Below are 24,738 nucleotides of genomic sequence, written 5' to 3' on the forward strand. Positions count from 1 at the left end.
CGATAGCGAGATCTCTTTGGACCGGGCGCTGGAACTCACCCGTACCGGCGACGTGTGGGTGTTCCGCGGCACCAGTGCCGCCGACCGCGCCATCCAGCTCACCACCAACAGCCCCGTCAACCACGTGGGCATGTCCGTGGTCATCGACGACCTGCCCCCGCTGATGTGGCACGCCGAACTGGGCCGCTCCCTGCCCGACATGTGGACGGGCAGGCACCAGCGCGGCGTCCAGCTGCACGACCTGCGCGACGCCGTCCTGGTGTGGGGCCGCAAGTACGGCCAGCGCGGCTGGCTGCGCCAGATCGACCCCGAGGTCGACCGCCGGGCCGAGGACGCCGTCCTGCGCACCATCGCCCGCCTGGACGGCACCCCCTTCCCCTCCACCGCCCAGATGGCCGGCCGGTGGGCGCGCGGGCGCCTGCCGCTGCGCCGCCCCTCCTTCCTGCGCCGGGCCGGGGACGCCGACCAGGCCGAGCACGCCCTGGAGTCGGCCTACTGCGCCGAGGTCATCGCCCTGACCTACCAGGCCATGGGCCTGCTGCCGGGCGGACGCCGCCCCGGCTACTACGACCCGGGACGGTTCTGGAGCGGGGACCGCCTCAGGCTGGAGGGCGGCCACTCCCTGGGCGGCGAGATCGCCGTGACCCTGCCCCCGGCGTAGGGGTCAGCGCGGCGGCGGCGCGGTGCTGCCCCGCACCACCAGGGCCGTGGCCAGGTCCAGGCGCAGGTTGGCCGGGCGCCCCCCGCGCGCCAGCACCAGCGCCATCCGGGTGGCCTCCTCGGCCATCTCCGTCAGGGGCTGGCGGACCGTGGTCAGCGGCGGTCCCACCCACCGGGCCACCGGCAGGTCGTCGTAGCCCACCACGCTCAGGTCCTCGGGGATGCGCACCCCCAGCTCCCGGGCCGCCTCGTACAGCCCCATGGCCTGCAGGTCGCTGCCGGCGAACACCGCGGTGGGCGGATCGGCCAGGGACAGCAGCTCCCGCCCCCGGGCCCGCCCGCTCTCCACGTGGAAGTCCCCGTGCCGGATCAGGTCGGGGTCCACACCGATCCCGGCGGCGTCCAGGGCCGAGGTGTAGCCGTCGATGCGCGCCTTGCTGCACAGCACCTCGCGCGGCCCGCCGATGACGGCGATGCGCCGGTGCCCCAGCTCCAGCAGGTGGCGGGTGGCGGCCAGCCCCCCGCTCCAGTTCGCCGACCCCACCGCGGGCATGTCGGGCCCGGGGTCCCCCGCCGGGTCCACGACGACGAAGGGGATGCCGCGCGCCGTCAGCCGGGTGCGCTGCTCGGCGGCCAGGCCGGAGAAGACCAGGACGACGGCGGTGGGGCGGCGGGCCAGGACGGCGTCCATCCAGTCCTCGCGCGGGGTCGGGCCGCCCGACTCGGTGAGCACCACGCTCAGCCCCTCCTGGCGGGCGATGTTCTCCACCCCGCGCACCACCTCGATGGCCCACGCGCTGTCGAGTTCGTGGAACACCAGGTCGATGAGGGCCGAGCGGCCTCCCCCGGGGCCCCTGCGGCGCCGGTACCCGTGGGTGCGGATGAGCTCCTCCACGCGGGCCCGGGTGTCCTCGGCCACGTCGGCCCGCCCGTTGAGGACCTTGGAGACGGTCGGGACGGAGACCCCCGCGGCTTCCGCAATTTTCGCGATGGTCACCGGCCCGCTGATCGCGCCCCGGGGGGTTTCGTGGTTCGGCTGTGTACTCACGCCGCCAGATACTACGCGCCCGGCGCCTGTACGGCACCGCCGTCCGCGGCCACCGGTGATCTGAACCACAGCGGATATTGACGTGACCCACGCCGCGTCGTACATTCGGGCACCACAAGTTTCGGAACAAAGTCCGAAACTTTCGACCAAGGGATACGCGATGACCACCCCCCGAGTCGGCACGGCCGCCGCACTGGCCGCGCTCGCCCTGCTCACCGCCACCGCCTGCTCAGGAGGCACGGCCGCCTCCGACGACATGCACGTGTGGATGTACCAGGACACCCTCGTCGTCGTACAGGAAGGCGCCGTCGAGCGCTTCAACGCCGACCAGGGCGCCGACGGCGCACACGCCGTCATCGACCAGGTCCCCGGCGACAACTACGTCGAACGCCTGCGCACCGCCATGGGCTCCGCGCAGAAACCCGACGTGTTCTTCAACTGGGGCGCCGGCAGCATCGCCCCCTACGCCGAACAGGGCCTCCTCGAACCCCTCGACGACCTCCTCGCCCAGGACCCCGAATTCGCCGACGCCTTCCTGCCCTCCGTCCTGGAGTCGGGCAAGGTCGACGGCGTCCAGTACGGCATCCCCCTGCGCGGCACCCAGCCCGTCGTCCTCTTCTACAACCGGGCCGTCTTCGACGAGGTCGGCGTCGAACCCCCGCAGACCTGGGACGACCTGCTGACCCTCATCGACGAGTTCACCGAAGCCGGAGTCACCCCCTTCGCCCTGGCCGGCGCCGACCCCTGGACCGAGCAGATGTGGCTCCAGTACCTCGTCGACCGCATCGGCGGCCCCGAGGTGTTCGCCCGCATCGCCGAGGGCGACTCCGAGGGCTGGCGCGACCCCGCCGTCCTCCAGGCCGCCGAAACGGTCACCGACCTGGTCGAACGCGGCGCCTTCGGCGACAACTACGCCTCCGTCAGCTACACCGAGGGCGGCGCCTCCACCCTTCTCTCCGAAGGCCGCGCCGCCATGCACCTCATGGGCTCCTGGGAATACTCCACCCACCTGGACCAGGCCCGCGACTTCGCCGAGAACGACCTGGGCTACGTCCCCTTCCCGCCCGTTCCCGACGGCACCGGGGACCCCGCCAACATCGTCGGCAACCCCACCAACTACTTCTCCGTCACCGCCGACGGCCCCCACCTGGACCACGCCCTGGAGTTCCTCAAGTACACCGCCCAGGACGACTACGTCACCGACATGGTCGCCAACGGCGAAGTCCCCACCACCACCGACGCCGAAGACGTCCTCGCCGACAGCCCCAACCCCGAGTTCGCCACCTTCCAGTACGAACTGGTCCGCGACGCCCCCCACTTCCAGCTCTCCTGGGACCAGGCCCTGACCCCCGAGATCGCCACCCCCATGGTCACCGAGATCGAGGCCCTCTTCAACGGGCAGCGCACCCCCCAGGAATTCGTCGACGCCCTGGCCGCCCTGTGAGCGCCGGAGTCCAGAACCGGGCCGCCCCCCGCACCGGGCGGCCCGGGCCCCTGTGGGCCCTGCCCGGCGCCGCGTTCTTCGCCCTGTTCGCCGTCCTGCCCATGCTGCTCGTCGCCTACCTGTCCTTCACCCACTGGGGCGGCCTGGGCGACCCCGTCTTCGCCGGACTCGACAACTGGACCCGGCTCGCCGGAGACCCGCTCATGCACCGGGCCCTGGGCCTGAGCCTGCTGCTCACCGTCGCCAGCTGGGCCATCCAGACCCCCATCAGCCTGCTCCTGGGGGTGTGGTCGGCGGGCCGCCAGCACGGCCGCGCCGTCCTGTCCGCGATCTTCTTCCTGCCCCTGCTGCTGTCCTCCGCCGCCGTGGCCATCGTCTGGCGGGCCCTGCTGGACCCCAACTTCGGCCCCCTGGCCTGGGCCGGACCCGCCCTGGGCCTGGGCTCGCTCGACCCCCTGGGCCACGGCGGCAGCGCCTTCTGGGTGATCGTGTTCGTCGCCGCCTGGCAGTTCATCCCGCTGCACATGCTGCTCTACCAGGGCGGGGCCCGCCAGATCCCCGCGTCCCTCTACCAGGCCGCGCGCATCGACGGCGCCGGACGCCTGAGCATGTTCTGGCACATCACCCTGCCCCAGCTGCGCAACACCATCACCACCTCCTCGGTACTGATGGTCGTCGGCTCGCTGACCTACTTCGACACGGTGCTCATCATGACCGACGGCGGCCCGGGCACCGACACCACCATCGTCCCCTACCTGATGTTCCGGGCCGGCTTCCGCAGCTGGGAACTGGGCTACGCCAGCGCGATCGCGTTCACCCTCGTCCTCGCCGCCACCCTCATCGCCCTGGTGATGGTGCGCCTGACCGGCTTCGGCTCGATGCGCAGCACCAGGGAGGGCCTGTGAACACCCTGCAGGAGCACACCCCCGTGAAGGAACACCGCACCACCCCGCCCCCGCGCCCCCGGCGGCCCGCCCGCACCCGCCACCGCGGCGTCGGCGAACGCCCCAACACCCTGGGAGGACTGGGCGCCCTGGCCTGGCTGGCCGTGGTGGCCCTGCCCCTGTACGCCCTCGTCATCGCCACCTTCCAGCGCGGCGAGAACTACGTCCCCGAGGGCCCCCTGGCCCCGCCCTCGGACCCCACCCTGGGCAACTACGCCACCGCCGTCGACAAGGGCCTGCTCGGCTTCATCGGCAACACCGCCCTGGTCACCGCCGCCGTCGTCGCCCTGGTCGTGGTCCTGGCCGCCACCACCTCGTTCGCCATCGTGCGCTCCCGCACCCGGATCACCGACGCCGCGTTCCGCGTGTTCCTGCTGGGCCTGGCCATCCCCGCCCAGGCCGTCATCATCCCCGTCTACGTCATCATCGTCCGCCTGGAGCTGTACGACACCCTCACCGCCATCGTCCTGCCCACCGCCGCCTTCGCCCTGCCGGTGTGCGTCCTGATCCTGGTCGGCTCCATGCGCGACATCTCCGAGGAGCTGTACGAGGCGATGGCCCTGGACGGCGCCGGATCCATCCGCACCTTCCTGCGGCTGGTCGTCCCCATGTCCCGCTCGGCGCTGAGCACCGTCGCGATCTACTCCGCCCTCCAGGCGTGGAACGGCTTCCTCTTCCCCCTCATCCTCACCCAGTCCGCCGACCGGCGGGTCATCACCATGGGCCTGTACGAATTCCAGGGCGAGTACCGCGTCGACGTCCCCGGCCTGCTCACCGCCGTGGTCCTGTCCACCGTCCCCCTGTTCATCGTCTACCTCGTGGCCCGCCGCTCCCTCGCCGACGGCCTGATGGGGGTGGGCGGCAAGTGAACTCCGTGTTTCAGATCCCCGCCACAGGGGGAGGCGGCAGGTTATAACCGGGAGGGCCCGGGCGTGAACCGAACGGCTCCCCGCCCGCCACCCCCACAGACACGGCCCGAGGGGAACGGGATGGACCACCACGCACCGGCCGAGGCCGCCGAAGCCCACCTGGCGACCCGGTGGGGGCCCTTCCGCGCACTGGCCTTCCGCGACCCCGTCGACCGCACCGAACACCTGGCCCTGGTCCACGGCCCCGTCCACGGCCACGGCGACGTCCCCGTCCGCGTCCACTCCGAATGCCTCACCGGGGACGCCCTGGGAGCCCTGCGCTGCGAATGCGGCGACCAGCTCAACGCCGCCCTGCAGCGGATCACCGCCGCGGACCGCGGCGTCCTGGTCTACCTGCGCGGCCACGAGGGCCGGGGCATCGGCCTTCTCGACAAGGTCCGCACCCTGGCCCTCCAGGACACCCGCGGCCTGGACACCGTCGACTCGGCCACCGCCCTGGGCCTGCCCGTGGACGTCCGCGACTACGGCCCCGCCGCCCGCCTGCTGCACCACCTGGGCGTCGCCTCCGTACGCCTGCTGTCCAACAACCCCGCCAAGGCCCGCGCCCTGGAAGAACACGGCGTCGAGGTCACCGCCCGAGACCCCCTGGTCGCCCCCGTCCGCCCCGAGAACCTCCCCTACCTCCAGGCCAAGCGCGACCGGCTGGGACACGACCTGCCCCTGCCGGAGACCCCCGATGCCTGACCCCGCCCCCGCGTGCGCCCACCCGGTACGGCGCCCGCTCCACCGGGTCCTCGCCGGCGCGGCCGCCGGACAGCTCGCGGTGCTGCTGGCCCTGGACGCGGCCCCGGGCCTGGGCCCCGCCGGATGGGCCACCGCCACCGCCGTCGCCGTGGCCGGAGGAGCCCTGCTGGCCCGCGCCGCCGCCCGCGCCCGCCACCGGTTCGGCCCCGCCGACACCCTCACCCTGGCCCGCTGCACCCTCACCGCCGCCACCGCCGGCCTGCTCGCCGACGCCGCCCACCCCTGGGCGGCCGTCGCCACCGCCGCCACCGCCCTGGCCCTGGACCTGGCCGACGGCCCCGTGGCCCGCCGCACCGGCACCGCCTCGGAGTTCGGCGCCCGCTTCGACATGGAGGCCGACGCGTTCCTGCTGCTGGTCCTGAGCGCCGCCGCCGCACCCCTGCTGGGGCCCTGGACCCTCGCGATCGGCACCATGCGCTACGCGTTCGCGGCCGCCGCCCGGTGGGCGCCCTGGCTGTCGGCCCCCCTGCCCCCCTCCCGCGCCCGCAAGGCCGTCGCCGCCGTCCAGGGCACCGCCCTGGTCGCAGCCCTGGCACCCGCGACCCCGCACCCGCTCGCCGCCCTGCTCACCGCCGCCGCCCTGGCCCTGCTCACCTGGTCCTTCGGCCGCGACATCCGGTGGCTGCACCGCCACCGGACCTGACAGGGTGAAACAGGCCACGACGTCGACACGAAGGAGGACCATGGCAAGGACCGCACGGGCGTTCTGGACCCTCTCCCCCGGCCACGGACGGATCCGCGAACAGCCCCTGGCCGACCCCGGCCCCGACCAGGTCCTGGTCCGCACCCGCTACACCGGCATCAGCCGCGGCACCGAGACCCTCGTCTTCGGCGGCGGCGTCCCGCCCGGCCAGTACAACGTCATGCGCGCCCCCTTCCAGGAAGGCGACTTCCCCGGCCCCCTCAAATACGGCTACCTCAACGTCGGCACCGTCGAAGAGGGCCCCGCCCGCCTCCTGGGCCGCACCGTGTTCACCCTCCACCCCCACCAGGACCTGTTCACCGTCCCCGCCTCCGCCGTCTCCCCGGTGCCCGACGGCGTACCCGCCGCCCGCGCCGTCCTGGCCGGAACCGTCGAGACGGCCGTCAACGCCCTGTGGGACGCCTCCCCCCGCATCGGCGACCGCATCGCCGTCGTGGGCGCCGGCATGGTCGGCTGCTGCGTGGCCCGCCTGGCCGCACAGATCCCCGGGGTACGGGTGCAACTCGTCGACATCGACCCCGGCCGCGCCCGCACCGCCCACAGCCTGGGCGTGGACTTCGCCGCACCCGCCGACGCCGACACCGGCTGCGACCTCGTCTTCCACGCCAGCGCCACCGAGGCCGGCCTCACCCGCTCCCTCGAACTCCTCGCCGCCGAAGGCGAGGTCGTCGAACTCAGCTGGTACGGGGACCGGCAGGTCATCCTCCCCCTGGGCGGCGACTTCCACTCCCACCGGCTCACCGTCCGCGCCAGCCAGGTCGGCATGATCTCCCCCGCCCGCCGCTCCCGCTACGACCACGCCGAACGCCTCGCCCTGGCCCTGCGGCTGCTCACCGACCCCGCCTTCGACGCCCTGCTCACCGGGGAGAGCCCCTTCGAGGACCTGCCCTCGGTCCTGCCCCGCCTGGCCGACGGCTCCCTGCCCGCCCTGTGCCACCGCATCGTCTACTGAGAGGAGCACCCGTGTTCAGTGTCACGGTCCGCGACCACATGATGGTCGCCCACAGCTTCCGCGGCGAGGTCTTCGGCCCCGCACAGGCCCTGCACGGCGCGACCTTCACCGTGGACGCCACCGTGCACCGCCCCGAACTCGACCCCGACGGCATCGTCATCGACATCGGCGAACTCTCCCGGGCCCTGGCCGGGGTCGTGGGCGAGCTGAACCACCGCAACCTGGACGAGGTCCCCGAGTTCGCCGGGACCAACACCACCACCGAGTTCCTCGCCCGCACGGTCGCCGACCGGCTGGTGCAGCGCCTGGACGCCCCCGCCCGGGGTCTGACCAGGATCACCGTCACCCTGCACGAGTCCCACATCGCCTGGGCCTCCTACGAGCGGCACCTGTGACCCTGTTCGCCGTCCCCGAACCCGCCGCTCCCAGCGGCGGCCACACCTACGACCTGCGCCTGGCCCGGGCCCTTGGCCTGCACCGGGTCCAGGTGCCCGGGGCGTGGCCCCACCCCGACGCCGCCGCCCGGGCGGCCCTGCACCGGCTCCTGGCCGGCCTCCCCGACGGAGCCACCGTCCTGCTGGACGGGCTGCTGGCCTGCCCCGTACCGGAGGTGGTCCTGCCCCACGCCGCCCGGCTGCGCACCGTCGTCCTGGTCCACCTGCCCCTGGCCGACGAGACCGGACTGGACCCCGCCACCGCCGCCGACCTCCAGGCCCGCGAACGCCGGGTCCTGCACGCCGCGGCCGCCACCATCGCCACCAGCGCCACCGCCGCACACGACCTGGCCGCCCGCCACGGCCTGGCCGGGGTGGCCACCGCCCCGCCCGGGGCCGACCCCGCCCCCGAGACCGCCCCCGGCGACGGCACCCGCCTGCTGTGCCCGGCCTCCCCCACCCCGCGCAAAGGCCACGACGTCCTCTTCGCCGCCCTGCACCGCGTCCGCGACCTGCCCTGGACCTGCACCTGCCCCGGCCTGCCCGCCCGGGGCGGAACCCTCTGGACCGCCCGCCTGCAGGAGGCCGCCCGCAGCCTCGGCGACCGCGTCACCCTCCCCGGCCCCCTCACCGCCCCCCGGATGCACACCGCCTACACCGCCACCGACCTCCTCGTCCTGCCCACCCGCGCCGAAACCTACGGCATGGTCGTCACCGAGGCCCTGGCCCGCGCCGTCCCCGTCCTGGCCACCGGCGTGGGCGGCGTCCCCGAAGCCCTGGGCCACGACCCCACCGGCACACGCCCCGGCCTGCTCGTCCCCCCCGACGATCCGGACGCCCTGGCCCGCGCGCTGCGCCGATGGCTCACCGACCCGTCCCTGCGGGAACGGCTTCGGCGTTCGGCCCGCCGGCGCCGCCCCGACTTGGCAGGATGGGAACAGACGGCCCGCTCGGTGAGCGCCGTCCTGGACCGGGAGGAACCCCAGTGAGCACCACCCGCACCGAGGAGTTCACACCGCAGTGGCTCGCCGCCCGCGAGGACGCCGACGCCCGCGCCCGCTCCCGCGGCCCCCTGGCCGCCCTGGCCCCCCACGCCGAGGCCGTCGCCGACCTGGGCTGCGGTACAGGCGCCCTGGCCCGCTGGACCGCCCCCCGCCTGCCCGGCGTCCACCGCTGGATGCTCTTCGACCGCGACCCGCACCTGCTCGCCCTGGCGGGCGGCGGCACCCCCCTGCCCCGCGTGGAGACCCGCCTGCTGGACCTGACCCGGCTGCGCCCCGCCGACCTGGCCGGCGTCACCCTCGTCGCCGCCTCGGCCCTGCTGGACCTGCTCACCGAACCACAGATCCTCACCCTGGCCGACGCCGTGGCCGCCACCGCCCGCCCCGCCTGGTTCACCCTCTCCGTCGCCGGCCGGGTCGCCCTCACCCCCGAGGACCCCCTGGACGCCGCGGTCGCCGCCGCCTTCAACGCCCACCAGCGCCGCGACGGGCGTCTGGGCCCCGACGCCACCGACGCCGCCATCGACGCGTTCGCCCGCCGCCACTACCGGGCCACGACCTTCCCCAGCCCCTGGCGGCTGGGCCCCGACCCCGCACCCGTCACCCGCATGTGGCTCCGGGGCTGGGTGGGCGCCGCCGCCGAACAGGACCCGGACCTGCCCCTGCGCGACTACCTCGCCCGGCGCCTGCGGCAGCTGGACCAGGGGCGCCTGACCGCCGTCGTCCACCACGACGACCTGCTGCTCATGCCCGCCCGGGACCGGCCGTGACCCTGCACCGGGACCGCCCGCCCCCGGCCGGCGGCCTCCACACCGGCGACGGCCGCCCGGGTACCGGAACCCGCAACGGCCGCGGCGCCGCCCTGCGCACCTGCGCCGGCGCCCTCATCCTGGCCTGGGTGCTGTGGCGCCACCCCCTGGACGCGTTCACCGCCGCCCTGTCCGCTGTCGACACCGGCGCCGTCGCCGTCGCAGTGGCCCTGGGCGCCGCCACCACCGCCCTGTGCGCGGCCCGCTGGCGGGTGGTCGCCCACGCCGTGGGCCTGCGCCTGGCCCCCGGCCGGGCCCTGGCCGACTACTACCTCGCCCTGCTGCTGAACGCCGTCCTGCCCGCCGGGATCCTGGGCGACGCCCACCGGGCCCTCGGCCACGGGCGCGCCAGCGGCGACCCGGGCCGCGCCGTGCGCGCCGTCCTCCTGGAACGCCTGGCCGGACAGGTCGTCCTGGCCCTGGCCCTGGCCGCCCTGGCGCTGACCCTGCCCTCGGCGCTGTGGGGCGCGGGCTGGGCCACGGCCGCCGCCTCCCTGGCCCTGGTCGCGGCGGCCGCCGCCCTGGCCGCCGCCGCGGCGCGCCTCCCCCGGCTGTGCACCAGTCGGCCGGGCCGGTTCCTGGCCCGCGCCCTGGGCGACGCGCGCACCGCGCTGCTGGGGCGGGCCCCGGCGGTGCTGGCGCTGTCGGCGGCGGCCCTGGCCGGGCACGTGGCCCTGTTCCTGCTGGCCGCCCGCCTGGCGGGGGCGGACGTCCCGCTCCTGCGCCTGGTGCCGCTGGCGCTGCTGGCCCTGGCCGCGATGAGCCTGCCGGTGAACGTGGGCGGGTGGGGGCCGCGCGAGGCCGCCACCGCCGCGGCCTTCGGCGCGGCCGGCCTGGGCGCTGACCTGGGGCTGACGGTGTCGGTGGTGTACGGGCTGCTGGCCCTGGCCGCGGCGCTACCGGGCCTGCCCGTGCTGGCGGCGCGCCTGTTCCAGTGCGGCAAGGTGCCCGGCGGCCCGGTCGGTGAGGAACGCCAGCACGGCACGCCCCTTGGCGGCCCCGGCCCGTGAGGGCAGGCCCACCACCCCGTTGGCGGTGTAGGCGCCCAGCCCCAGGGTGCCCAGGTGGTCGCGCTCGGGGGCGCGGTGGTCGGCCCCCTCGTAGCCGGGCCGCACCAGGTGGGGGTGGGTGTGCAGCAGCACGGAGGTCTCCAGTTCCCCGGCGTGCATGTCCTGGTCGTTGGTGGTGGTGATCCCGGCGGCGGCGCGGGCGGCCTCCCACTCGCCGGGGCCGGGGAACAGGGCCATGCGCCCGCCCGCCTGCTGGACGGTGTTGGCGAGCACGTGGTTGCCGCCGTGTCCGTTGACGACCAGCAGCGGAACACCGCCCAGGGACGCTGCGACGTCGGTGACCAGGGCGTGCAGGGTGGTGGCCGAGACGCTGACGGTGCCGGGCCAGGCGGCGTGCTCGTGGGAGCAGCCGAACGCCAGCGGCGGCAGCAGCCGAAGGCCGTGGGCTCGGGCCACCTCCCCGGCCAGGGCGCAGGCGATGAGCGTGTCGGTGGTGAGCGGCAGGTGCGGGCCGTGCTGTTCCAGGCTGCCCACGGGCAGGACCGCGGCGACCGGGTCGCGCTCGCCCTCCTGGGGGCCGGTGGTCTCGGGCAGAACCGCGCGTTCGTCCATGCCCCCAGTATCAGGGCGGCGGGGCGGGGTCGGCGAAGGCTGCACCGGCCTCGTCCAGGACGCCCTCCAGCACCTCGCCCAGCGTCCCGGACCCCTCCTGGACCCACTCGTGCAGGCCGTGCACGAACGCCGACAGGAACACCGTCACCAGCAGGGCCGGCCGGCTCACCCCCGCGGGCAGCGCCCGCCCCGAAAGCTCCCCGGCGGCCTCCAGCAGCAGCCCCTGGCGGCCGGCCAGGCGCCGCCCCAGCAGCGCGGGGTGCTCGAACGCCAGGCGGGCGGCCTGCATCCGCTCCCGGTCCGGTGACGGCCCGTGCGAGGTGTGGACGGCGCGGCCGGCGGCGCGCAGCGCGGTCCAGGCCGGCTCGGGGGCGGGGCGGGCGCGCAGGGCGTCGAGGAACTCCCCGGCGGAGGCTGCGTCACCGTACAGGCAGGCGTCCTCCTTGCCCGCGAAGTAGTTGGAGAAGGTGCGCCGGGACACCTCGGCGCAGGCGGCGATCTCCTCGACGGTCACCGCGTCCAGGCCGCGTTCGGCCACCAGGCGCAGCGCCGCCCGGTGGATGCGCAGCCGTGTGCGCTCCTTCTTGAGTTCGCGCAGCCCCGGTGAGACGTCCATGGTGACATGTTACACGCAATGAAAAATTGCCCACTGGGCATCTTTGCGCGCACTGCATGTATGCTGGTGGGCGCCGGTCAACACCGTTCACTTTCACGCTTTCCAGGGGTCCACGTGAGCACAGCACGTCCGTTATCCGACACCGAGGCCCGCCCCACGGTCCTGCGGTCCCTCACCGGACTGCTCATGGTCCTGGGCGTCACCATGCTCAGCGGCACCATCGTCTCCGTCGCCCTCCCCCAGATCGTCGGCTCCCTCAACGGCACCCAGTCCCAGTACACCTGGGTCGTCACCGCCGCCCTCCTCGCCTCCACCGCCTCCACACCCGTCTGGGGCAAACTCGCCGACCTCTTCGACAAGAAGCGGCTCCTCCAGATCTCCATCCTCCTCTTCATCGCCGCCTCCCTCCTGTGCGGCCTCGCCCAGACCACCGGCCAGCTCATCGCCTTCCGCGCCGTCCAGGGACTCGGCATGGGCGCCTCCCAGGTCCTCGTCCAGGTCGTCATCGGCTCCCTGGTCAGCCCCAGGGAGCGCGGCAGGTTCAACGGCTACATCGGCGCCATCATGGCCGTGGCCACCGTCGGCGGCCCCCTCATCGGCGGCGCCATCACCGACATCTCCTGGCTCGGCTGGCGCTGGTGCTTCCTCATCGGCATCCCCTTCATGGCCGTCGCCATGATCGTCCTCTCCCGCACCCTGCACCTGGACGACATCCGCCGCCCCGACACCAGGGTCGACTACGCCGGAGCCGCCCTCATCGCCGCCGGGGTCAGCACCCTCCTGCTGTGGATCACCTTCGTCGGCAACGACTTCGCCTGGATCTCCTGGCAGAGCGCCGCCATGGTCGCCGCCGCCGCCCTCCTGCTCGGCCTGGCCGTCTGGGTCGAGTCCCGCGTCTCCCAGCCCGTCATCCCCCTGCACCTGGTCGCACGCCGCGAAACCGCCGTCGCCATCCTCGCCAGCGTCGCCGTCGGCATGGCCATGTTCGGCGGCGCCGTCTTCCTCGGCCAGTACTTCCAGCTCGCCCGCGGCTACTCGCCCACCGAGGCGGGACTCCTCACCATCCCCCTCATGCTCGGCGTCCTCGTCTCCTCCACCGTCTCCGGACGCATGGTCTCCCGCTCCGGCCGCGTCAAGTCCTACGTCATGACCGGCCTGACCACCCTCACCGTCGGGTTCTTCCTGCTCTCCACCATCGACGCCCACAGCCCGCTGCCCTACGTCGGCCTGGGCATGCTCCTGGTCGGCACCGGCGTGGGCCTGTCCATGCAGAACCTCGTCCTGGTCGTCCAGAACTCGGTGCCCCTGCGCGAACTCGGCGCCGCCAGCGGCGCCATCACCTTCTTCCGCTCCCTGGGCGGCACCATCGGCGTCTCCGTCCTGGGCGCCGTTCTGGCCAACCGGGTCTCCACCGACATCACCCGCGGCCTCACCGCCGCAGGCATCGACACCGACCGAGCCGCCGCCTCCGGCACCGGCACCCTCAACCTCGACGCCATGCCGCCCCTCATCCGCGGTATCGTCGCCGACGCCTACGGCACCGCCACCGGCGACATCTTCCTCGTCGCCACCGGCATCGCCGTCGTGGGCCTCCTCGTCGGCCTCCTGCTCCCCCGGGTCCGGCTGCGCGACAGCCTCGACCTGCCCGGGCCCGCCACCCGGGCCGAGGACACCGCCGGCCCCGCCCCGGCCCGGCCGGCCACCGACTGAAACCACCGCGGAGCGCCCCGTCCCCCGGGACGGGGTGCTCCGCCGTACGCAGAACCCCGCGGGCGGGGGGACACCCGCCCCGCTGCGCACAAGGCCTGACCGGCACCCTCCGGCGGCCGCCCGCCCTGTCGGAGGGCGGCGCTAGCGTGAGCCCGTACCCGGCGACCAGGACCGGGCACTTGAACCGCGGGAGTCCCCATGGCCGAACTCGTCCACTTCGTCCACCAGTCCCTGGACGGCTACATCGAAGGCCCCGACGGCGAATTCGACTGGCCCGTCATGGGACCCGAGATGTCCGAGGACTCCCGCGCCCTGGGCGAGCACGCCGACGCCTTCCTCTACGGCCGCGTCACCTGGGACATGATGTCGGGCTTCTGGCCCCACGCGGAGCGGTACTCCGACGATCCCCACGACCTCGCCTTCGCCCCCACCTGGCGGGACAAGCCCAAGATCGTGGTCTCCCGCACCCTGGACAAGGCCGACTGGAACACCCGCGTCGTCGACGACGCCGGGAAGATCGCCGACATCAAGGCCGCCGGGGAGAACCTCATCCTCTTCGGCGGCTCCGCCCTGGCCGCCGACCTCACCCGCCACCGCCTCATCGACGAGTACCGGGTCTTCGTCCACCCCGTCGTCCTGGGCGGCGGCAAGCCCGCCTTCCCCGCCCCCCTCGGACGCCTGGGACTGGCCCTGGTCGAATCCCGGGTCCTGGACTCCCAGGCCGTCCTGCTGCGCTACCGCCGCACCTGACCCGCCGGATGGCGCCGGGCGGCTCAGCCTCCCAGCGCCATCCGCACCCCCAGCACCAGCATCACCACCGCGATCACCCCGTCCAGCACCCGCCACGCCCCAGGGCGCGCGAACACCGGCCGCAGCAACCGCGCACCGAACCCCAAGGAGAAGAACCACAGGAAACTCGCCGAGACCGCCCCGGCCGCCCACCACCACCGCGCACCCTCGTACTGGTTGGCCAGGGACCCCAGGAACAGCACCGTGTCCAGGTACACGTGCGGGTTCAGCCAGGTCAGCACCACCGCCGTGGTGACCGCCGCACCCCGGCCCACCACCTCGGCCGTACCCGCCTCCAGCGCCTCCCCGCCCGGCCGCAGCGCCCGCCGGGCCGCCATCGCCCCGTACACCAGCAGGAACCCCGCCCCCAGCACGCGCACCACCGCGATCAGCCCCGGCAGCGCCGTGAGCACCGCACCGATACCCAGCACCCCCAACGTGATCAGCAGGGCATCGGACAGGGAGCACACCAGCACCACCGGCAGGACCGTGGCGGTACGCCCGGCGATGCCCAGCCGAAGGACGAAGGCGTTCTGGGCGCCGATGGCGATGATGAGGGCGAGCCCGGTCCCCAGACCGAGCACCGCGGGAAGAAGAGTCGCGTTCACCCGGGCAACGCTAGGCCCCGCCTCCACATGCAGTAAAGCTAAACTTTCTTAGAACCCCTAAGAGAGGCTTAACATGCCCTTCCAGTACGAACACCTGCGCACCCTCACCGCCCTCATCGACGAAGGCACCTTCGAAGCCGCCGCCCGCGCCCTGCACCTCACCCCCTCCGCCGTCTCCCAGCGCGTCAGGGCCATGGAACAGGCCGTCGGCAAAGTCCTCGTCCAACGCACCACACCCGTCACCACCACCCCCGCCGGCGACATCGTCCTCCGCCACGCCCGCCAGGTCCTCACCCTCGACCAGGACGCCCTGGCCGAACTCGGATCCGACGACGTCGACCACGTCCTCCCCCTCGCCGTCAACGCCGACAGCCTCTCCACCTGGTTCCTGGAAGCGCTGGCCGCCGTCACCGAGGAATTCGAGGTCGCCTTCGAGATCCACCGCGAAGACGAAGAGCACACCACATCCCTGCTCCGCTCCGGAACCGTCATGGCCGCCGTCACCTCCACCCCCGAGGCCGTCCAGGGCTGCACCGTCGAAGGCCTCGGCACCATGCGCTACCTCGCCGTCTGCACCCCCGAATTCAACACCCGACACCTCGACGGCCGCGGCGACCACCACCTCCTGGCGCACTCACCCGTACTGAACTTCGACCGGCGCGACGACCTCCAGGACCGCTTCCTGCGCGAAACCCTCGACGAAGAACCCCAAGGCCCCCGCCACTACATCCCCGCATCACAGGACTTCGCCCGCGCCGTCCACCTCGGCATGGGCTGGGGAGCAGTCCCCGAGGAACAGTGCCGGGACGCCCTCGCCACCGGAGAGCTCATCCCCCTGGCCCCCGACCACCCCATCGACGTCCGCCTCTACTGGCAGCGCTGGAACCTGCGCTCCCCCGCCCTGGACCGGCTCACCGAGATCGTCCGCCACCACGCCGCCGCCCACCTCCACCCCCTGTGACCGGCCGAACCCCGCTCACCCCGACCGCAACCGGTCCCGCAGCGTCCGCGCCACCCGCGCCATCAGTGCCTCCGCCCCCGGCTGGTGCACCGCCGGGACCCGCGACTCCGTCAACGCCGCCACCGCGAACACCGCGCCGTCGGCGTGCTCCACCACACCCACCTCATGGCGCAGGTTCAACAGGCTCCCCGTCTTGGACGACCACGTCGTCGCATCCGACACGAAATCCGGCGCCAACCGGTGCCGCAACACGTTGTGCCGCATCAACTCCCGCACCCGCGCCGCCACGTCCGCACGAATCCTCGACGGCACCCACAACGCCTGCAACAGATCCACGAACGCCCGCGCCGTCCCCGTGCTCGCCCGCGCCACGTCCAACTGCGGAATCCGGTGCCCACGCCCCGCCGTCCCCGCCTCGATGGCCAGACTGTGCGCCAGATGCCCCTCGTCCGGGTCCAACCGGTCCACCGGCGTGTGGTGCAGCTCCCCCATCGCGTGCCGCACGGTGATCCCCACGACCCCCGCCGCCCGCAGCGAAGCCGCCACCCGCTCCGGCGGCGTCAACCCCAACAGCGCGTCCGCGGCCGCACCGTCACTCAGGCACGTGCTCAGATACACCAGATCCTCCACGGCCACCCGCGACGGATGACGGAAACGCGAAATACCGATCGGCCCGAACGTCGTCACCCGCCCCGGCTCCACCAGCACCTGCTCCGCCGCGTCCAGCTCACCCGCCGCCACCCGCTCCAGCACCGCCACCGCCAACGGCACCTTCACCAACGACGCCGACGGGAACTCCACATCCGGCTCGATCCCGATCTCCTCGCCCGACCGCAGATCCCGCACCAGGAACGACCCCCGCAGGCCCCCCTCCTCCAACTCACGGCGCAACCCGCGCAACAGACCCGTGGTCGTGGCGACACTCACGAAACCCTCCCGGAACCGGAACCAGGGGCGGCGGGGGCAGGCGCCGCATCCAGACAATGGGCCAGGGCCGCCGACAACGGAGCACGCAACCACTCCGCCTCGTCCGGCCCCTCGGCCACAAGATCGTAACCACGTGCCACCACCGGCTCACCCAGCCCGCACCAGTACAACCCCAACTCCTCCGCCTGCCCCTCCGTGCACAACAGCAGGTCGCCACCCGCCAGAACCTCCGTCGCCGCATCCGCCAACGACGACGCCACCCCCACCTGCGCCGGCGCCAGCCCCAGCGCGTCCCGCGCCCTCAACAGCGGATCGCGCACGTGCGGCACATCGTCCTCCGGCTGGATCCACAACCGCCGCCCACCGCCCGCGCGCTCCCCCCGCCCCACCCGCAACGTCTCCACGAAGAACAACCGCACCCCCAGCCCCACCGCGGAACCCACCCCCAGCGGCACCGTCCACTCCGCGACCTCCGCGGGCACCGCCACCACCGCGGCCCGCACCTCCCGGTCCCGCAGCGCCGCCGCCCGCGCCTGCGGCGGAGCCTGCCGAAAATCCAACCGCAGCCCCGCGTCGCGCCCCGCCGCGCCCAGCGCCGCCAGGTCCCGCGTCGCGCACGTCTCCGGCACCGCCAACCGCAGAGGACTGTGCCGCGCCCGCTCCGCGTCGTACTCCAGCTCCTCCGCCAGCCGCACCAGGCGCCGCGCCGCGGGCAGCACCTCACGGCCGAACGGCGTCAACACCGCCCTGCGCGTCGAACGGTCGAACAACCGCCCACCCAGATGACGCTCCAGCGCCGCCACCCGACGGCTCGCCACCGGCTGCGGAATCCGCGCCGCCGCCGCGCCCTGGGTGAAACCACCCCGATCACTCACATGAACGAACGCCCGACACGCACCCACCAGATCCATGAGCCGAGATTATGTCGAAAACGCATGGAAACAGCGATCCGCGTCTTGGACGACATGACCCCCCGGACGCCAGACTGCCCACAGGGCCCGACACGGCCCCGCGTTCCCCGGCCCCGGCACGCCCGCACGCACACGAAAGGCACACCCATGCGCACTCTCACCGCCCCCGGCCTGCGACCGGCCGCGGCCACCCTCGCCCTCCTCGCCCTCACCGCCTGCGGCACCGCCGAGGCCGAACCCCAGGGCACACCGGCCGCACCATCGGCCACACCCACCGCCCACTCCGGATTCGCCGCCCTGGAGACCGAGCACGAAGCCCGCCTCGGCGTCTACGCCGTCGACACCGCCACCGGCGAGGAGATCGCCTACCGCGCCGACGAGCGCTTCGCCTACGCCTCCACCCACAAAGCGCTCTCCGCCGGAGCCCTCCTCGCCGAACACACCCTGGAGGAGATGGAGGAGGTCATCACCTACACCGAGGACGACCTCGTCGAGTACTCCCCCATCACCGAACAGCACGTCGACACCGGCATGACCCGCATGGAGATCATCGACGCCGCCGTCCGCTACAGCGACAACACCGCGGCCAACCTCATCCTCGACGAACTCGGCGGCATCGAGGGGTTCACCGAGGCCCTGCGCTCCATCGGCGACGAGGTCACCGAACCCGCCCGCTACGAGACCGAACTCAACGAGGCCACCCCCGGCGACACCCGCGACACCAGCACCCCGCAGGCCATGGCCGCCGGCCTGGAGGCCTACACCCTGGGCGACGCCCTGCCCGAGGAGAAGCAGGACGTGCTCATCGACCTGCTCATCCGCAACACCACCGGCGACGAGACCATCCGCGCCGGCGTCCCCGAGGGCTGGATCGTCGGCGACAAGACCGGCTCGGCCGGCTACGGCGGCCGCAACGACATCGGCCTGCTGTGGCCCGAGGAGGGCGCCGACCCGATCATCATCGCCGTCTACACCAGCCAGGACGCCCAGGACGCCGAGCCGATCAACGAGCTCGTCGCCCAGGCCACCGAGATCGTGGTCGACGAACTCGGCTGATCCCCGGGGGGCGCGGGGCGGCCGCAGCGGCCGCCCCGCGCCTTCACCCCGCCACCCTCCGAACACGAAAGGAACCCGTCCGTGACGAAGCGTTCTTTCCGGCGCCTGGCCCCGGCCGCTCTCGTGGCCCTGTTCCCCCTGGTCGGCTGCGGCACCGCCGCCCCGGAGGCCGCGGCCGCGCCCTCCCCGCAGCCGACCGCGTCCGCGGCGGCGCCCACCGTCGACGTCCCGGCGGAACTCGCCGCCCTGGAGGAGGAGTTCGACGCCCGCCTGGGGGTGTACGCGATCGACACCGGCACGGGGGCGGAGATCGCCCACCGCGCCGACGACCGGTTCGCCTACGCCTCCACCCACAAGGCCCTGTCGGCGGGGGCGATCCTGGAGCGCAACACCCTGGAGGAGATGGAGCGGGTCGTCACCTACACCGAGGACGACCTGGTGGGGTACACGCCCATCACCGAGCAGCACGTGGACACGGGGATGACCCTCCTGGAGGTCATCGACGCGGCGGTCCGCTACAGCGACAACACGGCGGCGAACCTGGCGCTGGAGGAGCTGGGCGGGCCGCAGGGGTTCGAGGACGCGCTGCGCGGGATCGGCGACGAGGTGATCGAGGCCGAGCGCTGGGAGCCGGACCTGAGCGAGCACACCCCGGGCGAGGTCCGCGACACCAGCACTCCGCGGGCGATGGCCACCAGCCTGCGGGCGTACACGCTGGGGGACGTGCTGCCGCAGGATCGGCGCGAGGTGCTGGTGGACATGCTGCTGCGCAACACGACCGGGGACAGGACCATCCGCGCGGGGGTTCCCGAGGGGTGGACCGTCGGGGACAAGACGGGGTCGGCGAACTACGGGACGCGCAACAACATCGGGCTGCTGTGGCCGCAGGAGGGCGACGAGCCGATCGTGCTGGCGATCATGTCCAGCCGCTCCGAGGAGGACGCCGAGCGCCGCGACGAGCTCATCGCGGCGGCGGCGGGGGTCGTGGCGGACGCCATGCGCTGAGGAAGGGGTGCGGTTGCGCGGCCCGGTGGGTACGGGCGGCGCAGCCGCACCTTTTCTGCTTTTCTCCCTTGGTTTTCCGAACCCTCGCCTTTACGACGTAGATTCACACAGGGTCGCCCGGATACTCGAACACGAATCCAGAGAACCGCCCCCGTCCTCCCCGGACAGCCCCTAGGATTCAGCCAGTGACCCCCCGTCACACGAAAACGGGGCCGCTCGGTGCTACCAACACCGCACGGCCCCTGACCGACCAACCTGCACAACCAGGAAGGCGGCTAGGAATGAATCCTAGTCCTCAGATCACGGCTGCCCAAAACCCGGGCCCCGGCTCCTCCCCCGCCCCGCGCCGGCGTCCGCCGGGCGCGATGAACGGCATCGGGTTCATCGCCGACATCTGGCTCAAAGAAGCCCTCAGGGACGGCCTGATCCCCACCGGCCGCGCGTACATCGCGGCCACCGTCATCGCCGACGCCGCCGACCGGGACGGGCGCTGGTGCTTCCTGCTCCAGAGCACCCTGGTCCACCGCGCCGGCAGGACCCTGAGCCACTCCACCGCCAAACGGGCCCTCAACGACCTGGTCCGGGTCGGCCTGCTGCGCAAGCTCCCCCGCGCACAGCTGCCCGCGTTCTTCGCCGCCGACATCGCCGCCCGGCGGCGCCGCGCCGACAACCTGCCCGACGTGCTGGAGCTGCTCATCCCGGCCAGCGCGTTCACCCGCCACGGCCCGGCCGTGCTGGAGGAGATCAACGCCGTCCGCGCCCGGCTGGGCGAGGAGCCCATCACCCCCGCCAACCGTCCCGACCCGCCGGCCTCCCGCACGGGGGGTCACGGTGAACCCCCGCGGCGGGCCACCGTGGACCCCCGCGACAGGTCGGATCGACCTGCAAACCCCTCCCCTGGCGACCCCTCCCCCGACGAACCCGATCCGGATCCGATCCGACGCCGGGTCACCACAGGGCGCCCGGCCCCGGCCGCGTCCGCGCGGGTGCCGCGCCCCCGCACCTCACCCGACCCGGCCCCGGAGCCGGAGTCCTCTCCTCCCCCGGCCTGGGCCGGGGAACTGCTCGCCCGGGTCCCCGACGCCGCGCTGCTCCGCCCCGGACGGGACCGCCGCCGCCTCGCCGCCCGCCTGGGCGAGCTGGCCGCAGCGGGTGTGGGGCGGGACGAACTCCGCCGCGCGCTGGAGGGGTGGGAGCACACCCGCAGCCCCTACGCCGCCCTCACCGCCCGGCTGGCCTCCCCCGAGGCCGTGCGCGCCTGGAACGCCAGGGCCTTCCTGCGGGCCCTGCCGCCGCCCCGCCAGGCCGAGGACGCCTTCGCCCACCGGCCGCGCTTCGCCGTGGACTCCCGCGGCAGGGCCACCGGCACCTGCCCCGCCCATCCGAGCCTGCGCAACACCCCGGGCGGCACCTGCGCCGCCTGCGGGTCCCTCTGCCGGACCCACCCCGGCGAGGTCGTCCACCCGCCCGGGAACACCGGCGGCGGAAGCGGCGTGCTCCAGCGCCTCTTCGGCCCGCCCGACATCGACGAGCAGTTCACCGCGCCCAAGTGCGACAGTGAACGGTGCAACGGCGACAGGTCCTCACCCCGCTACCGCACAGTCGTCCGCCTCGCCCCAGACGACCGGAGCATCACCGCCGTCCCCTGCCCTACTTGCGGACACCGCATCCGGCCTCCCGCCCACGCCGCCTAATGGGACTTGCCAGGTCGGTGAGACTTGGTGCCGTAGCCGCCAGCAGGTGAGCACTCCCGCCGCCGGAACCGTTGAGTTCTGAGGTCAGACCGTGCCCCTGCCGGTCGGCCGGGAGGCCAGACCGCTGATGGGGTGGCGTGCCCGCCCCTTTCGCGGGGGCGTGAGCACTGGATCCATTAGGCCGCGCGCCGCTTCCCGCAGGCTGCACCACCATCACCCGGACAAGGGAGGTCGAAGTTGCTACTGATCGGTGATGACTGGGCCGAGGACCACCACGACGTCGAGCTCCAGGACCAGACCGGCAAAAGACTGGCCGCGGCGCAACTACCCGAGGGCGTGGCCGGGATCGCGAAACTGCACGAGCTCGTCGCCCGGCACGGCGGCCAGGGCCTGGAGGCGTCGGAGGTGGCGGTCGGGATCGAGACCGACCGAGGTTCCTGGGTGCAGGCCCTGATCGCTTCCGGCTACCGGGTCTACGCCATCAACCCCCGTCAGGTCGCCCGCTTCAAGGAACGCTACGCAACCTCCGGTGCCAAGAGCGACAAGGGCGACGCCCACGCCCTGGCCGACATGGTCCGTATCGACCGCGCCCAGCTCCGACCGGTGGCCGGGGACAGTGACGCCGCCCAGGCCGTCAAGGTCGTTGCCCGCGCCCACCAGAGTCTGATCTGGGAGCGCACCCGCACCTTCCAACGGTTGCGCACCACGCTGCGCGAGTACTTCCCCGCGGCCCTGGACGCCTACGCCGACTTGGAGCTGACCAGCACCGACGCCCTGGAACTGCTGGTCAAGGCGCCCACCCCCGCCGCGGGGGCGAGACTGAACCGCGCCCAGATCACCGCCGTGCTGGCCCGCCACCGCCGCCGCTACCGCGACGCCAAGGCCGCCACCATCCAGACCGCCCTGCGCACCAAGCAGTTGGGCCTGCCCGAGCCGGTCACCGCCGCTTATGCGGCCACCGCCACCGCGCACGCGAAGCTGATCATCGCGCTCAACGAGCAGATCGCCGAGCTGGAGGAGCAGGTGAAGGCGCATTTTCTGAAGCACCCGGACGCTGAGATCTACCTGTCGATGCCCGACATCGGCCACATCACCGGCGCCCGGGTGCTCGCCGAGTTCGGGGACGACCCCGACCGCTACACCTCCGCCAAGGCCCGCAAGAACTATGCCGGCACCAGCCCCATCACCCGCGCCTCGGGCAAAAGCCACAGCGTGCAGGACCGCTACGTGCGCAACAACCGGCTGGCCGACGCTTTGCAGCGTCAGGCGTTCTCCGCGCTGCGGGTCTCGCCCGGGGCCCGCCGCTACTACGACAGGCAGCGGGCCCGCGAGGTCGGCTACAACCCGGCCCTGCGCCAGGTCGGCAACCGTCTGGTCGGCAACCGTCTGGTCGGCAACCGTCTGGTCGGCATCCTCCACGGCTGCCTCAAGACCCGCACCCTCTACGACGAAGCGACCGCTTGGTCGCACCACGCCCACATCCATACCGCTTGACACCAAACGACATGGGGTGTCTGACCCGCTCCACCCCCACGGCCTGGCCTCCATCCCCCTGCGCGGGGAGCACGGACGGCAAGCCCACTATGGGAATATTATACACCTAGGTACCCCCCAGGGGTACCTAGAAAACCCAAGTAGCAGGGAAGACAGGAACCGGAGGGGCGAAGTGAGTGAGGGACCTTATAACTCGACCGAGAACGAGGACTGGATCAAGGGGCGCTCGTGGGGGCTCGTCGGCGTCGAGACGCTGGCCGACCTGCTGACGGCCCTGGGGGTGGCGCACCGCCCCCGAGAGGCGCAGCGCGAGGAGCTGGCCCACTTCACCACGCTCCCCGCCTGACGCCCCGCGCCGGAGGGGCTCAAGCTGGAGGCGGCGGAGTTCCTGCGCGAGGGGGTGCGTCCCGGTGATGACGCCTGACGGGCCCAGGCCGAAGAACGCCGTCCTGTACTGCCGGGCCTCCGACGACAGGGACAAGAACAAGCGGAGCGTGTCCGCCCAGGAAACCGACGCCCACACGCGTGCCGTCTACCTCGGCTGGGAGTTGGGGCCGAGAGAGACGCACGTGATCATCAAGAACAGCGTCTCGGCATTCAAGCGCAAGAAGGTCAAGCAGCAGTTCGGGCGGCGGTGGCGGGACAGCACGCCCCTCCAGCTCCGCTGGATGCTGGACAACGGACACGACCTGGACACCGCCTACGGCCTGGTCCGTGTCCTGACCGCCGAACGTATCGCCATGTCCGCCGAGGAGGCCCGGACGGTCCGGGACAGCGGACAGGACACCCTCCCCGCCCGTCGGTCGGACACCCGGCGGGACAGGGTCACCCGGACACGCGAGATCCTGTCCGGCCCGGAGGACGGCGGACGGCTGTCCGCCATGTCCGCCGGGGACCTGGACAGGCACGTGGCGGAGGAGCTGGGGGTGTCCCTCAAGTCGGCCAGCCGCTACCGGCGGGACGCCGCCGAGGGCGCGGTTTAGGATCGACCCGACGCCGCCCGGTGCGGCGTCTCCCTTCAAGGGCCCCGACCCTGCGGCTTAGTCGACCGCGTCAAGGTCGGGGCCTTTCTCATGTCGGCCTCAGGAGCGCTCGCGCAGCTTGGCGCGCAGCTCCTCCACCGTCCGCGCGCTCACGGCGGGGAGCTCGCCCTCCACCTCCCGGCGCCGCCTCGCGTACAGCCGCTCGACGGTCCCGTTCCAGGGGTGGCACGGGCCGATCTCCCACGCCTCCCCGAACTCGACTTGGAGCTGGTCCACGTGGGGGCGCACCAGCTCCAGGGCCCGTTCCTGCTCGGGGGTCAGTGCGACGCCCGGCTTCCGTTCGGTCACAGCGCCACCTCCCCGTCTCGCAGGGGGCGGCCGATCCGGTGCGGCGGGTGCATGAGCAGCCGCTCCAGCGCGCTCGCGGAGTTGGCGTGAAGGGTGGGGTCGTAGGTGCTGCGGGGGTCAAGGTTGGTCGCGACCCAGCCGGAGGGGGTGCCGCCGTCGCGGCTGCGCCACACCCTCCAGCCCGGGTACTCGCGGTTGAGTCGGTCCAGCTCGTTCCGGTCACTCTGGGGAGTCGGATAGTCCATGGGAGCGATGGTGGATCCGTCAAGGGGGAGCACTGTTCCAAGTTGGAACACCGCGCCGAGTCGACAAAACCACCTGTCCGCAGTTGCCGGAATCTTGTCCG

28 protein-coding genes are annotated in these 24,738 nt (G+C 73.3%); 20 read left to right on the top strand and 8 right to left on the bottom strand.

Going from position 1 to position 24,738, the window contains the following annotated elements; all coding sequences use genetic code 11:
• The first annotated feature begins 10 nt into the window (after positions 1–10).
• Positions 11–661, top strand: coding sequence for a hypothetical protein (locus ACSUPR_RS03430; RefSeq protein WP_436892220.1), 651 nt, complete (start codon positions 11–13; stop codon positions 659–661).
• A 3-nt stretch (positions 662–664) separates the two neighbouring features.
• On the opposite strand, the gene ACSUPR_RS03435 is transcribed toward ACSUPR_RS03430, so the two are convergent.
• A complete protein-coding gene (locus ACSUPR_RS03435; RefSeq protein WP_436892221.1) occupies positions 665–1,669 on the bottom strand; it encodes a LacI family DNA-binding transcriptional regulator in 1,005 nt (334 codons plus the stop codon).
• A 199-nt stretch (positions 1,670–1,868) separates the two neighbouring features.
• On the opposite strand from ACSUPR_RS03435, the gene ACSUPR_RS03440 reads away from it, so the two are divergent.
• The 10 genes from ACSUPR_RS03440 to ACSUPR_RS03485 all read left to right on the top strand — a co-directional run bounded on the left by ACSUPR_RS03440 (position 1,869) and on the right by ACSUPR_RS03485 (position 10,678).
• Positions 1,869–3,152, top strand: coding sequence for an ABC transporter substrate-binding protein (locus ACSUPR_RS03440; RefSeq protein ID WP_436889443.1), 1,284 nt, complete (start codon positions 1,869–1,871; stop codon positions 3,150–3,152).
• A gap of 101 nt (positions 3,153–3,253) precedes the next feature.
• Complete coding sequence (locus ACSUPR_RS03445) at positions 3,254–4,057, top strand: carbohydrate ABC transporter permease (protein ID WP_436892222.1); 804 nt, start codon at positions 3,254–3,256, stop codon at positions 4,055–4,057.
• On the top strand, positions 4,054–4,965 hold the full coding sequence (locus ACSUPR_RS03450) for a carbohydrate ABC transporter permease (protein ID WP_436889444.1): 912 nt from the start codon (positions 4,054–4,056) through the stop codon (positions 4,963–4,965). The genes ACSUPR_RS03445 and ACSUPR_RS03450 overlap by 4 nt, the downstream gene beginning before the upstream one ends.
• A 120-nt stretch (positions 4,966–5,085) precedes the next feature.
• Complete coding sequence (gene ribA, locus ACSUPR_RS03455; protein WP_436889445.1) at positions 5,086–5,709, top strand: GTP cyclohydrolase II; 624 nt, start codon at positions 5,086–5,088, stop codon at positions 5,707–5,709.
• A complete protein-coding gene (locus ACSUPR_RS03460; RefSeq protein ID WP_436889446.1) occupies positions 5,702–6,412 on the top strand; it encodes a CDP-alcohol phosphatidyltransferase family protein in 711 nt (236 codons plus the stop codon). The genes ribA and ACSUPR_RS03460 overlap by 8 nt, the downstream gene beginning before the upstream one ends.
• A gap of 40 nt (positions 6,413–6,452) precedes the next feature.
• Positions 6,453–7,424 carry a zinc-dependent alcohol dehydrogenase gene (locus tag ACSUPR_RS03465; RefSeq protein WP_436889447.1) on the top strand — a complete coding sequence of 324 codons (972 nt, stop codon included), beginning with the start codon at positions 6,453–6,455 and terminating at the stop codon, positions 7,422–7,424.
• A gap of 11 nt (positions 7,425–7,435) precedes the next feature.
• Positions 7,436–7,819, top strand: a complete 384-nt coding sequence (locus ACSUPR_RS03470) for a 6-pyruvoyl trahydropterin synthase family protein (RefSeq protein ID WP_436889448.1) — start codon at positions 7,436–7,438, stop codon at positions 7,817–7,819.
• A complete protein-coding gene (locus ACSUPR_RS03475; RefSeq protein WP_436889449.1) occupies positions 7,816–8,847 on the top strand; it encodes a glycosyltransferase family 4 protein in 1,032 nt (343 codons plus the stop codon). Before ACSUPR_RS03470 ends, ACSUPR_RS03475 begins: the two co-directional genes overlap by 4 nt.
• Positions 8,844–9,629, top strand: coding sequence for a methyltransferase domain-containing protein (locus ACSUPR_RS03480; protein ID WP_436889450.1), 786 nt, complete (start codon positions 8,844–8,846; stop codon positions 9,627–9,629). The genes ACSUPR_RS03475 and ACSUPR_RS03480 overlap by 4 nt, the downstream gene beginning before the upstream one ends.
• Positions 9,626–10,678, top strand: coding sequence for a lysylphosphatidylglycerol synthase domain-containing protein (locus tag ACSUPR_RS03485; RefSeq protein ID WP_436889451.1), 1,053 nt, complete (start codon positions 9,626–9,628; stop codon positions 10,676–10,678). Before ACSUPR_RS03480 ends, ACSUPR_RS03485 begins: the two co-directional genes overlap by 4 nt.
• On the opposite strand, the gene ACSUPR_RS03490 is transcribed toward ACSUPR_RS03485, so the two are convergent.
• Both ACSUPR_RS03490 and ACSUPR_RS03495 read right to left on the bottom strand, forming a co-directional pair.
• The gene (locus ACSUPR_RS03490) at positions 10,565–11,290 is read right to left on the bottom strand and encodes a creatininase family protein (protein ID WP_436889452.1); all 726 of its coding nucleotides are present in this window, start codon (positions 11,288–11,290) and stop codon (positions 10,565–10,567) included. The two genes, ACSUPR_RS03485 and ACSUPR_RS03490, sit on opposite strands and share 114 nt — an antisense overlap.
• A gap of 10 nt (positions 11,291–11,300) precedes the next feature.
• Entirely contained in the window at positions 11,301–11,906 is a 606-nt protein-coding gene (locus ACSUPR_RS03495; RefSeq protein ID WP_436889453.1) for a TetR/AcrR family transcriptional regulator, read from the bottom strand.
• Between the two features lie 186 nt (positions 11,907–12,092).
• On the opposite strand from ACSUPR_RS03495, the gene ACSUPR_RS03500 reads away from it, so the two are divergent.
• Together ACSUPR_RS03500 and ACSUPR_RS03505 are read left to right on the top strand one after the other, a co-directional pair.
• Positions 12,093–13,616 carry an MDR family MFS transporter gene (locus tag ACSUPR_RS03500; RefSeq protein ID WP_436892223.1) on the top strand — a complete coding sequence of 508 codons (1,524 nt, stop codon included), beginning with the start codon at positions 12,093–12,095 and terminating at the stop codon, positions 13,614–13,616.
• Between the two features lie 198 nt (positions 13,617–13,814).
• A complete protein-coding gene (locus tag ACSUPR_RS03505) occupies positions 13,815–14,366 on the top strand; it encodes a dihydrofolate reductase family protein (RefSeq protein WP_436889454.1) in 552 nt (183 codons plus the stop codon).
• Positions 14,367–14,389: 23 nt separating this feature from the next.
• Here the strand turns inward: ACSUPR_RS03505 and ACSUPR_RS03510 are convergent, their stop codons facing one another.
• Positions 14,390–15,013: a LysE/ArgO family amino acid transporter gene (locus tag ACSUPR_RS03510; protein WP_436889455.1), complete on the bottom strand. Its 624-nt coding sequence runs from the start codon at positions 15,011–15,013 to the stop codon at positions 14,390–14,392.
• Positions 15,014–15,086: 73 nt separating this feature from the next.
• On the opposite strand from ACSUPR_RS03510, the gene ACSUPR_RS03515 reads away from it, so the two are divergent.
• A complete protein-coding gene (locus tag ACSUPR_RS03515; protein WP_436889456.1) occupies positions 15,087–15,974 on the top strand; it encodes a LysR family transcriptional regulator ArgP in 888 nt (295 codons plus the stop codon).
• 15 nt (positions 15,975–15,989) lie between these two features.
• Here ACSUPR_RS03515 and ACSUPR_RS03520 read toward each other — a convergent pair whose 3' ends face one another.
• Together ACSUPR_RS03520 and ACSUPR_RS03525 are read right to left on the bottom strand one after the other, a co-directional pair.
• A complete protein-coding gene (locus ACSUPR_RS03520) occupies positions 15,990–16,901 on the bottom strand; it encodes a serine hydrolase (RefSeq protein ID WP_436889457.1) in 912 nt (303 codons plus the stop codon).
• On the bottom strand, positions 16,898–17,812 hold the full coding sequence (locus tag ACSUPR_RS03525) for a LysR family transcriptional regulator (RefSeq protein ID WP_436889458.1): 915 nt from the start codon (positions 17,810–17,812) through the stop codon (positions 16,898–16,900). Before ACSUPR_RS03525 ends, ACSUPR_RS03520 begins: the two co-directional genes overlap by 4 nt.
• A gap of 147 nt (positions 17,813–17,959) precedes the next feature.
• Between ACSUPR_RS03525 and bla (ACSUPR_RS03530) the strand changes: the two genes are divergently transcribed.
• The 6 genes from bla (ACSUPR_RS03530) (at position 17,960) to ACSUPR_RS03555 (ending at position 24,044) form a co-directional block, all read left to right on the top strand.
• Positions 17,960–18,868 carry a class A beta-lactamase gene (gene bla / locus ACSUPR_RS03530; RefSeq protein WP_436889459.1) on the top strand — a complete coding sequence of 303 codons (909 nt, stop codon included), beginning with the start codon at positions 17,960–17,962 and terminating at the stop codon, positions 18,866–18,868.
• An 81-nt stretch (positions 18,869–18,949) separates the two neighbouring features.
• Entirely contained in the window at positions 18,950–19,873 is a 924-nt protein-coding gene (bla, locus tag ACSUPR_RS03535; RefSeq protein ID WP_436889460.1) for a class A beta-lactamase, read from the top strand.
• A gap of 365 nt (positions 19,874–20,238) precedes the next feature.
• Positions 20,239–21,567 carry a hypothetical protein gene (locus ACSUPR_RS03540; protein WP_436889461.1) on the top strand — a complete coding sequence of 443 codons (1,329 nt, stop codon included), beginning with the start codon at positions 20,239–20,241 and terminating at the stop codon, positions 21,565–21,567.
• Between the two features lie 237 nt (positions 21,568–21,804).
• Positions 21,805–23,061, top strand: a complete 1,257-nt coding sequence (locus ACSUPR_RS03545; RefSeq protein ID WP_436889462.1) for an IS110 family transposase — start codon at positions 21,805–21,807, stop codon at positions 23,059–23,061.
• A 172-nt stretch (positions 23,062–23,233) separates the two neighbouring features.
• Positions 23,234–23,407: a hypothetical protein gene (locus ACSUPR_RS03550; protein ID WP_436889463.1), complete on the top strand. Its 174-nt coding sequence runs from the start codon at positions 23,234–23,236 to the stop codon at positions 23,405–23,407.
• Between the two features lie 67 nt (positions 23,408–23,474).
• A complete protein-coding gene (locus tag ACSUPR_RS03555; RefSeq protein WP_436889464.1) occupies positions 23,475–24,044 on the top strand; it encodes a hypothetical protein in 570 nt (189 codons plus the stop codon).
• Positions 24,045–24,143: 99 nt separating this feature from the next.
• Here ACSUPR_RS03555 and ACSUPR_RS03560 read toward each other — a convergent pair whose 3' ends face one another.
• Together ACSUPR_RS03560 and ACSUPR_RS03565 are read right to left on the bottom strand one after the other, a co-directional pair.
• Complete coding sequence (locus ACSUPR_RS03560) at positions 24,144–24,392, bottom strand: hypothetical protein (RefSeq protein WP_436889465.1); 249 nt, start codon at positions 24,390–24,392, stop codon at positions 24,144–24,146.
• On the bottom strand, positions 24,389–24,637 hold the full coding sequence (locus tag ACSUPR_RS03565; RefSeq protein WP_436889466.1) for a hypothetical protein: 249 nt from the start codon (positions 24,635–24,637) through the stop codon (positions 24,389–24,391). Before ACSUPR_RS03565 ends, ACSUPR_RS03560 begins: the two co-directional genes overlap by 4 nt.
• Between the last annotated feature and the right edge of the window lie 101 nt (positions 24,638–24,738).

Origin of the sequence: Nocardiopsis dassonvillei (assembly GCF_964273065.1) — a bacterium.
Lineage (GTDB): Bacteria > Actinomycetota > Actinomycetes > Streptosporangiales > Streptosporangiaceae > Nocardiopsis > Nocardiopsis dassonvillei_B.

Excerpts from the sequence above, each read along its gene's own strand:
- ACSUPR_RS03440 (WP_436889443.1), top strand. The coding sequence starts at position 1,869 with ATGACCACCCCCCGAGTCGGCACGGCCGCCGCACTGGCCGCGCTCGCC.
- ACSUPR_RS03445 (WP_436892222.1), top strand. The coding sequence starts at position 3,254 with ATGCTGCTCGTCGCCTACCTGTCCTTCACCCACTGGGGCGGCCTGGGC.
- ribA (WP_436889445.1), top strand. The coding sequence starts at position 5,086 with ATGGACCACCACGCACCGGCCGAGGCCGCCGAAGCCCACCTGGCGACC.
- ACSUPR_RS03460 (WP_436889446.1), top strand. The coding sequence starts at position 5,702 with ATGCCTGACCCCGCCCCCGCGTGCGCCCACCCGGTACGGCGCCCGCTC.
- ACSUPR_RS03465 (WP_436889447.1), top strand. The coding sequence starts at position 6,453 with ATGGCAAGGACCGCACGGGCGTTCTGGACCCTCTCCCCCGGCCACGGA.
- ACSUPR_RS03490 (WP_436889452.1), bottom strand. The coding sequence starts at position 11,290 with ATGGACGAACGCGCGGTTCTGCCCGAGACCACCGGCCCCCAGGAGGGC.
- ACSUPR_RS03495 (WP_436889453.1), bottom strand. The coding sequence starts at position 11,906 with ATGGACGTCTCACCGGGGCTGCGCGAACTCAAGAAGGAGCGCACACGG.
- ACSUPR_RS03500 (WP_436892223.1), top strand. The coding sequence starts at position 12,093 with ATGGTCCTGGGCGTCACCATGCTCAGCGGCACCATCGTCTCCGTCGCC.
- ACSUPR_RS03505 (WP_436889454.1), top strand. The coding sequence starts at position 13,815 with ATGGCCGAACTCGTCCACTTCGTCCACCAGTCCCTGGACGGCTACATC.
- ACSUPR_RS03515 (WP_436889456.1), top strand. The coding sequence starts at position 15,087 with ATGCCCTTCCAGTACGAACACCTGCGCACCCTCACCGCCCTCATCGAC.
- ACSUPR_RS03525 (WP_436889458.1), bottom strand. The coding sequence starts at position 17,812 with ATGGATCTGGTGGGTGCGTGTCGGGCGTTCGTTCATGTGAGTGATCGG.
- bla (WP_436889459.1), top strand. The coding sequence starts at position 17,960 with ATGCGCACTCTCACCGCCCCCGGCCTGCGACCGGCCGCGGCCACCCTC.
- ACSUPR_RS03540 (WP_436889461.1), top strand. The coding sequence starts at position 20,239 with ATGAACGGCATCGGGTTCATCGCCGACATCTGGCTCAAAGAAGCCCTC.
- ACSUPR_RS03555 (WP_436889464.1), top strand. The coding sequence starts at position 23,475 with ATGACGCCTGACGGGCCCAGGCCGAAGAACGCCGTCCTGTACTGCCGG.
- ACSUPR_RS03565 (WP_436889466.1), bottom strand. The coding sequence starts at position 24,637 with ATGGACTATCCGACTCCCCAGAGTGACCGGAACGAGCTGGACCGACTC.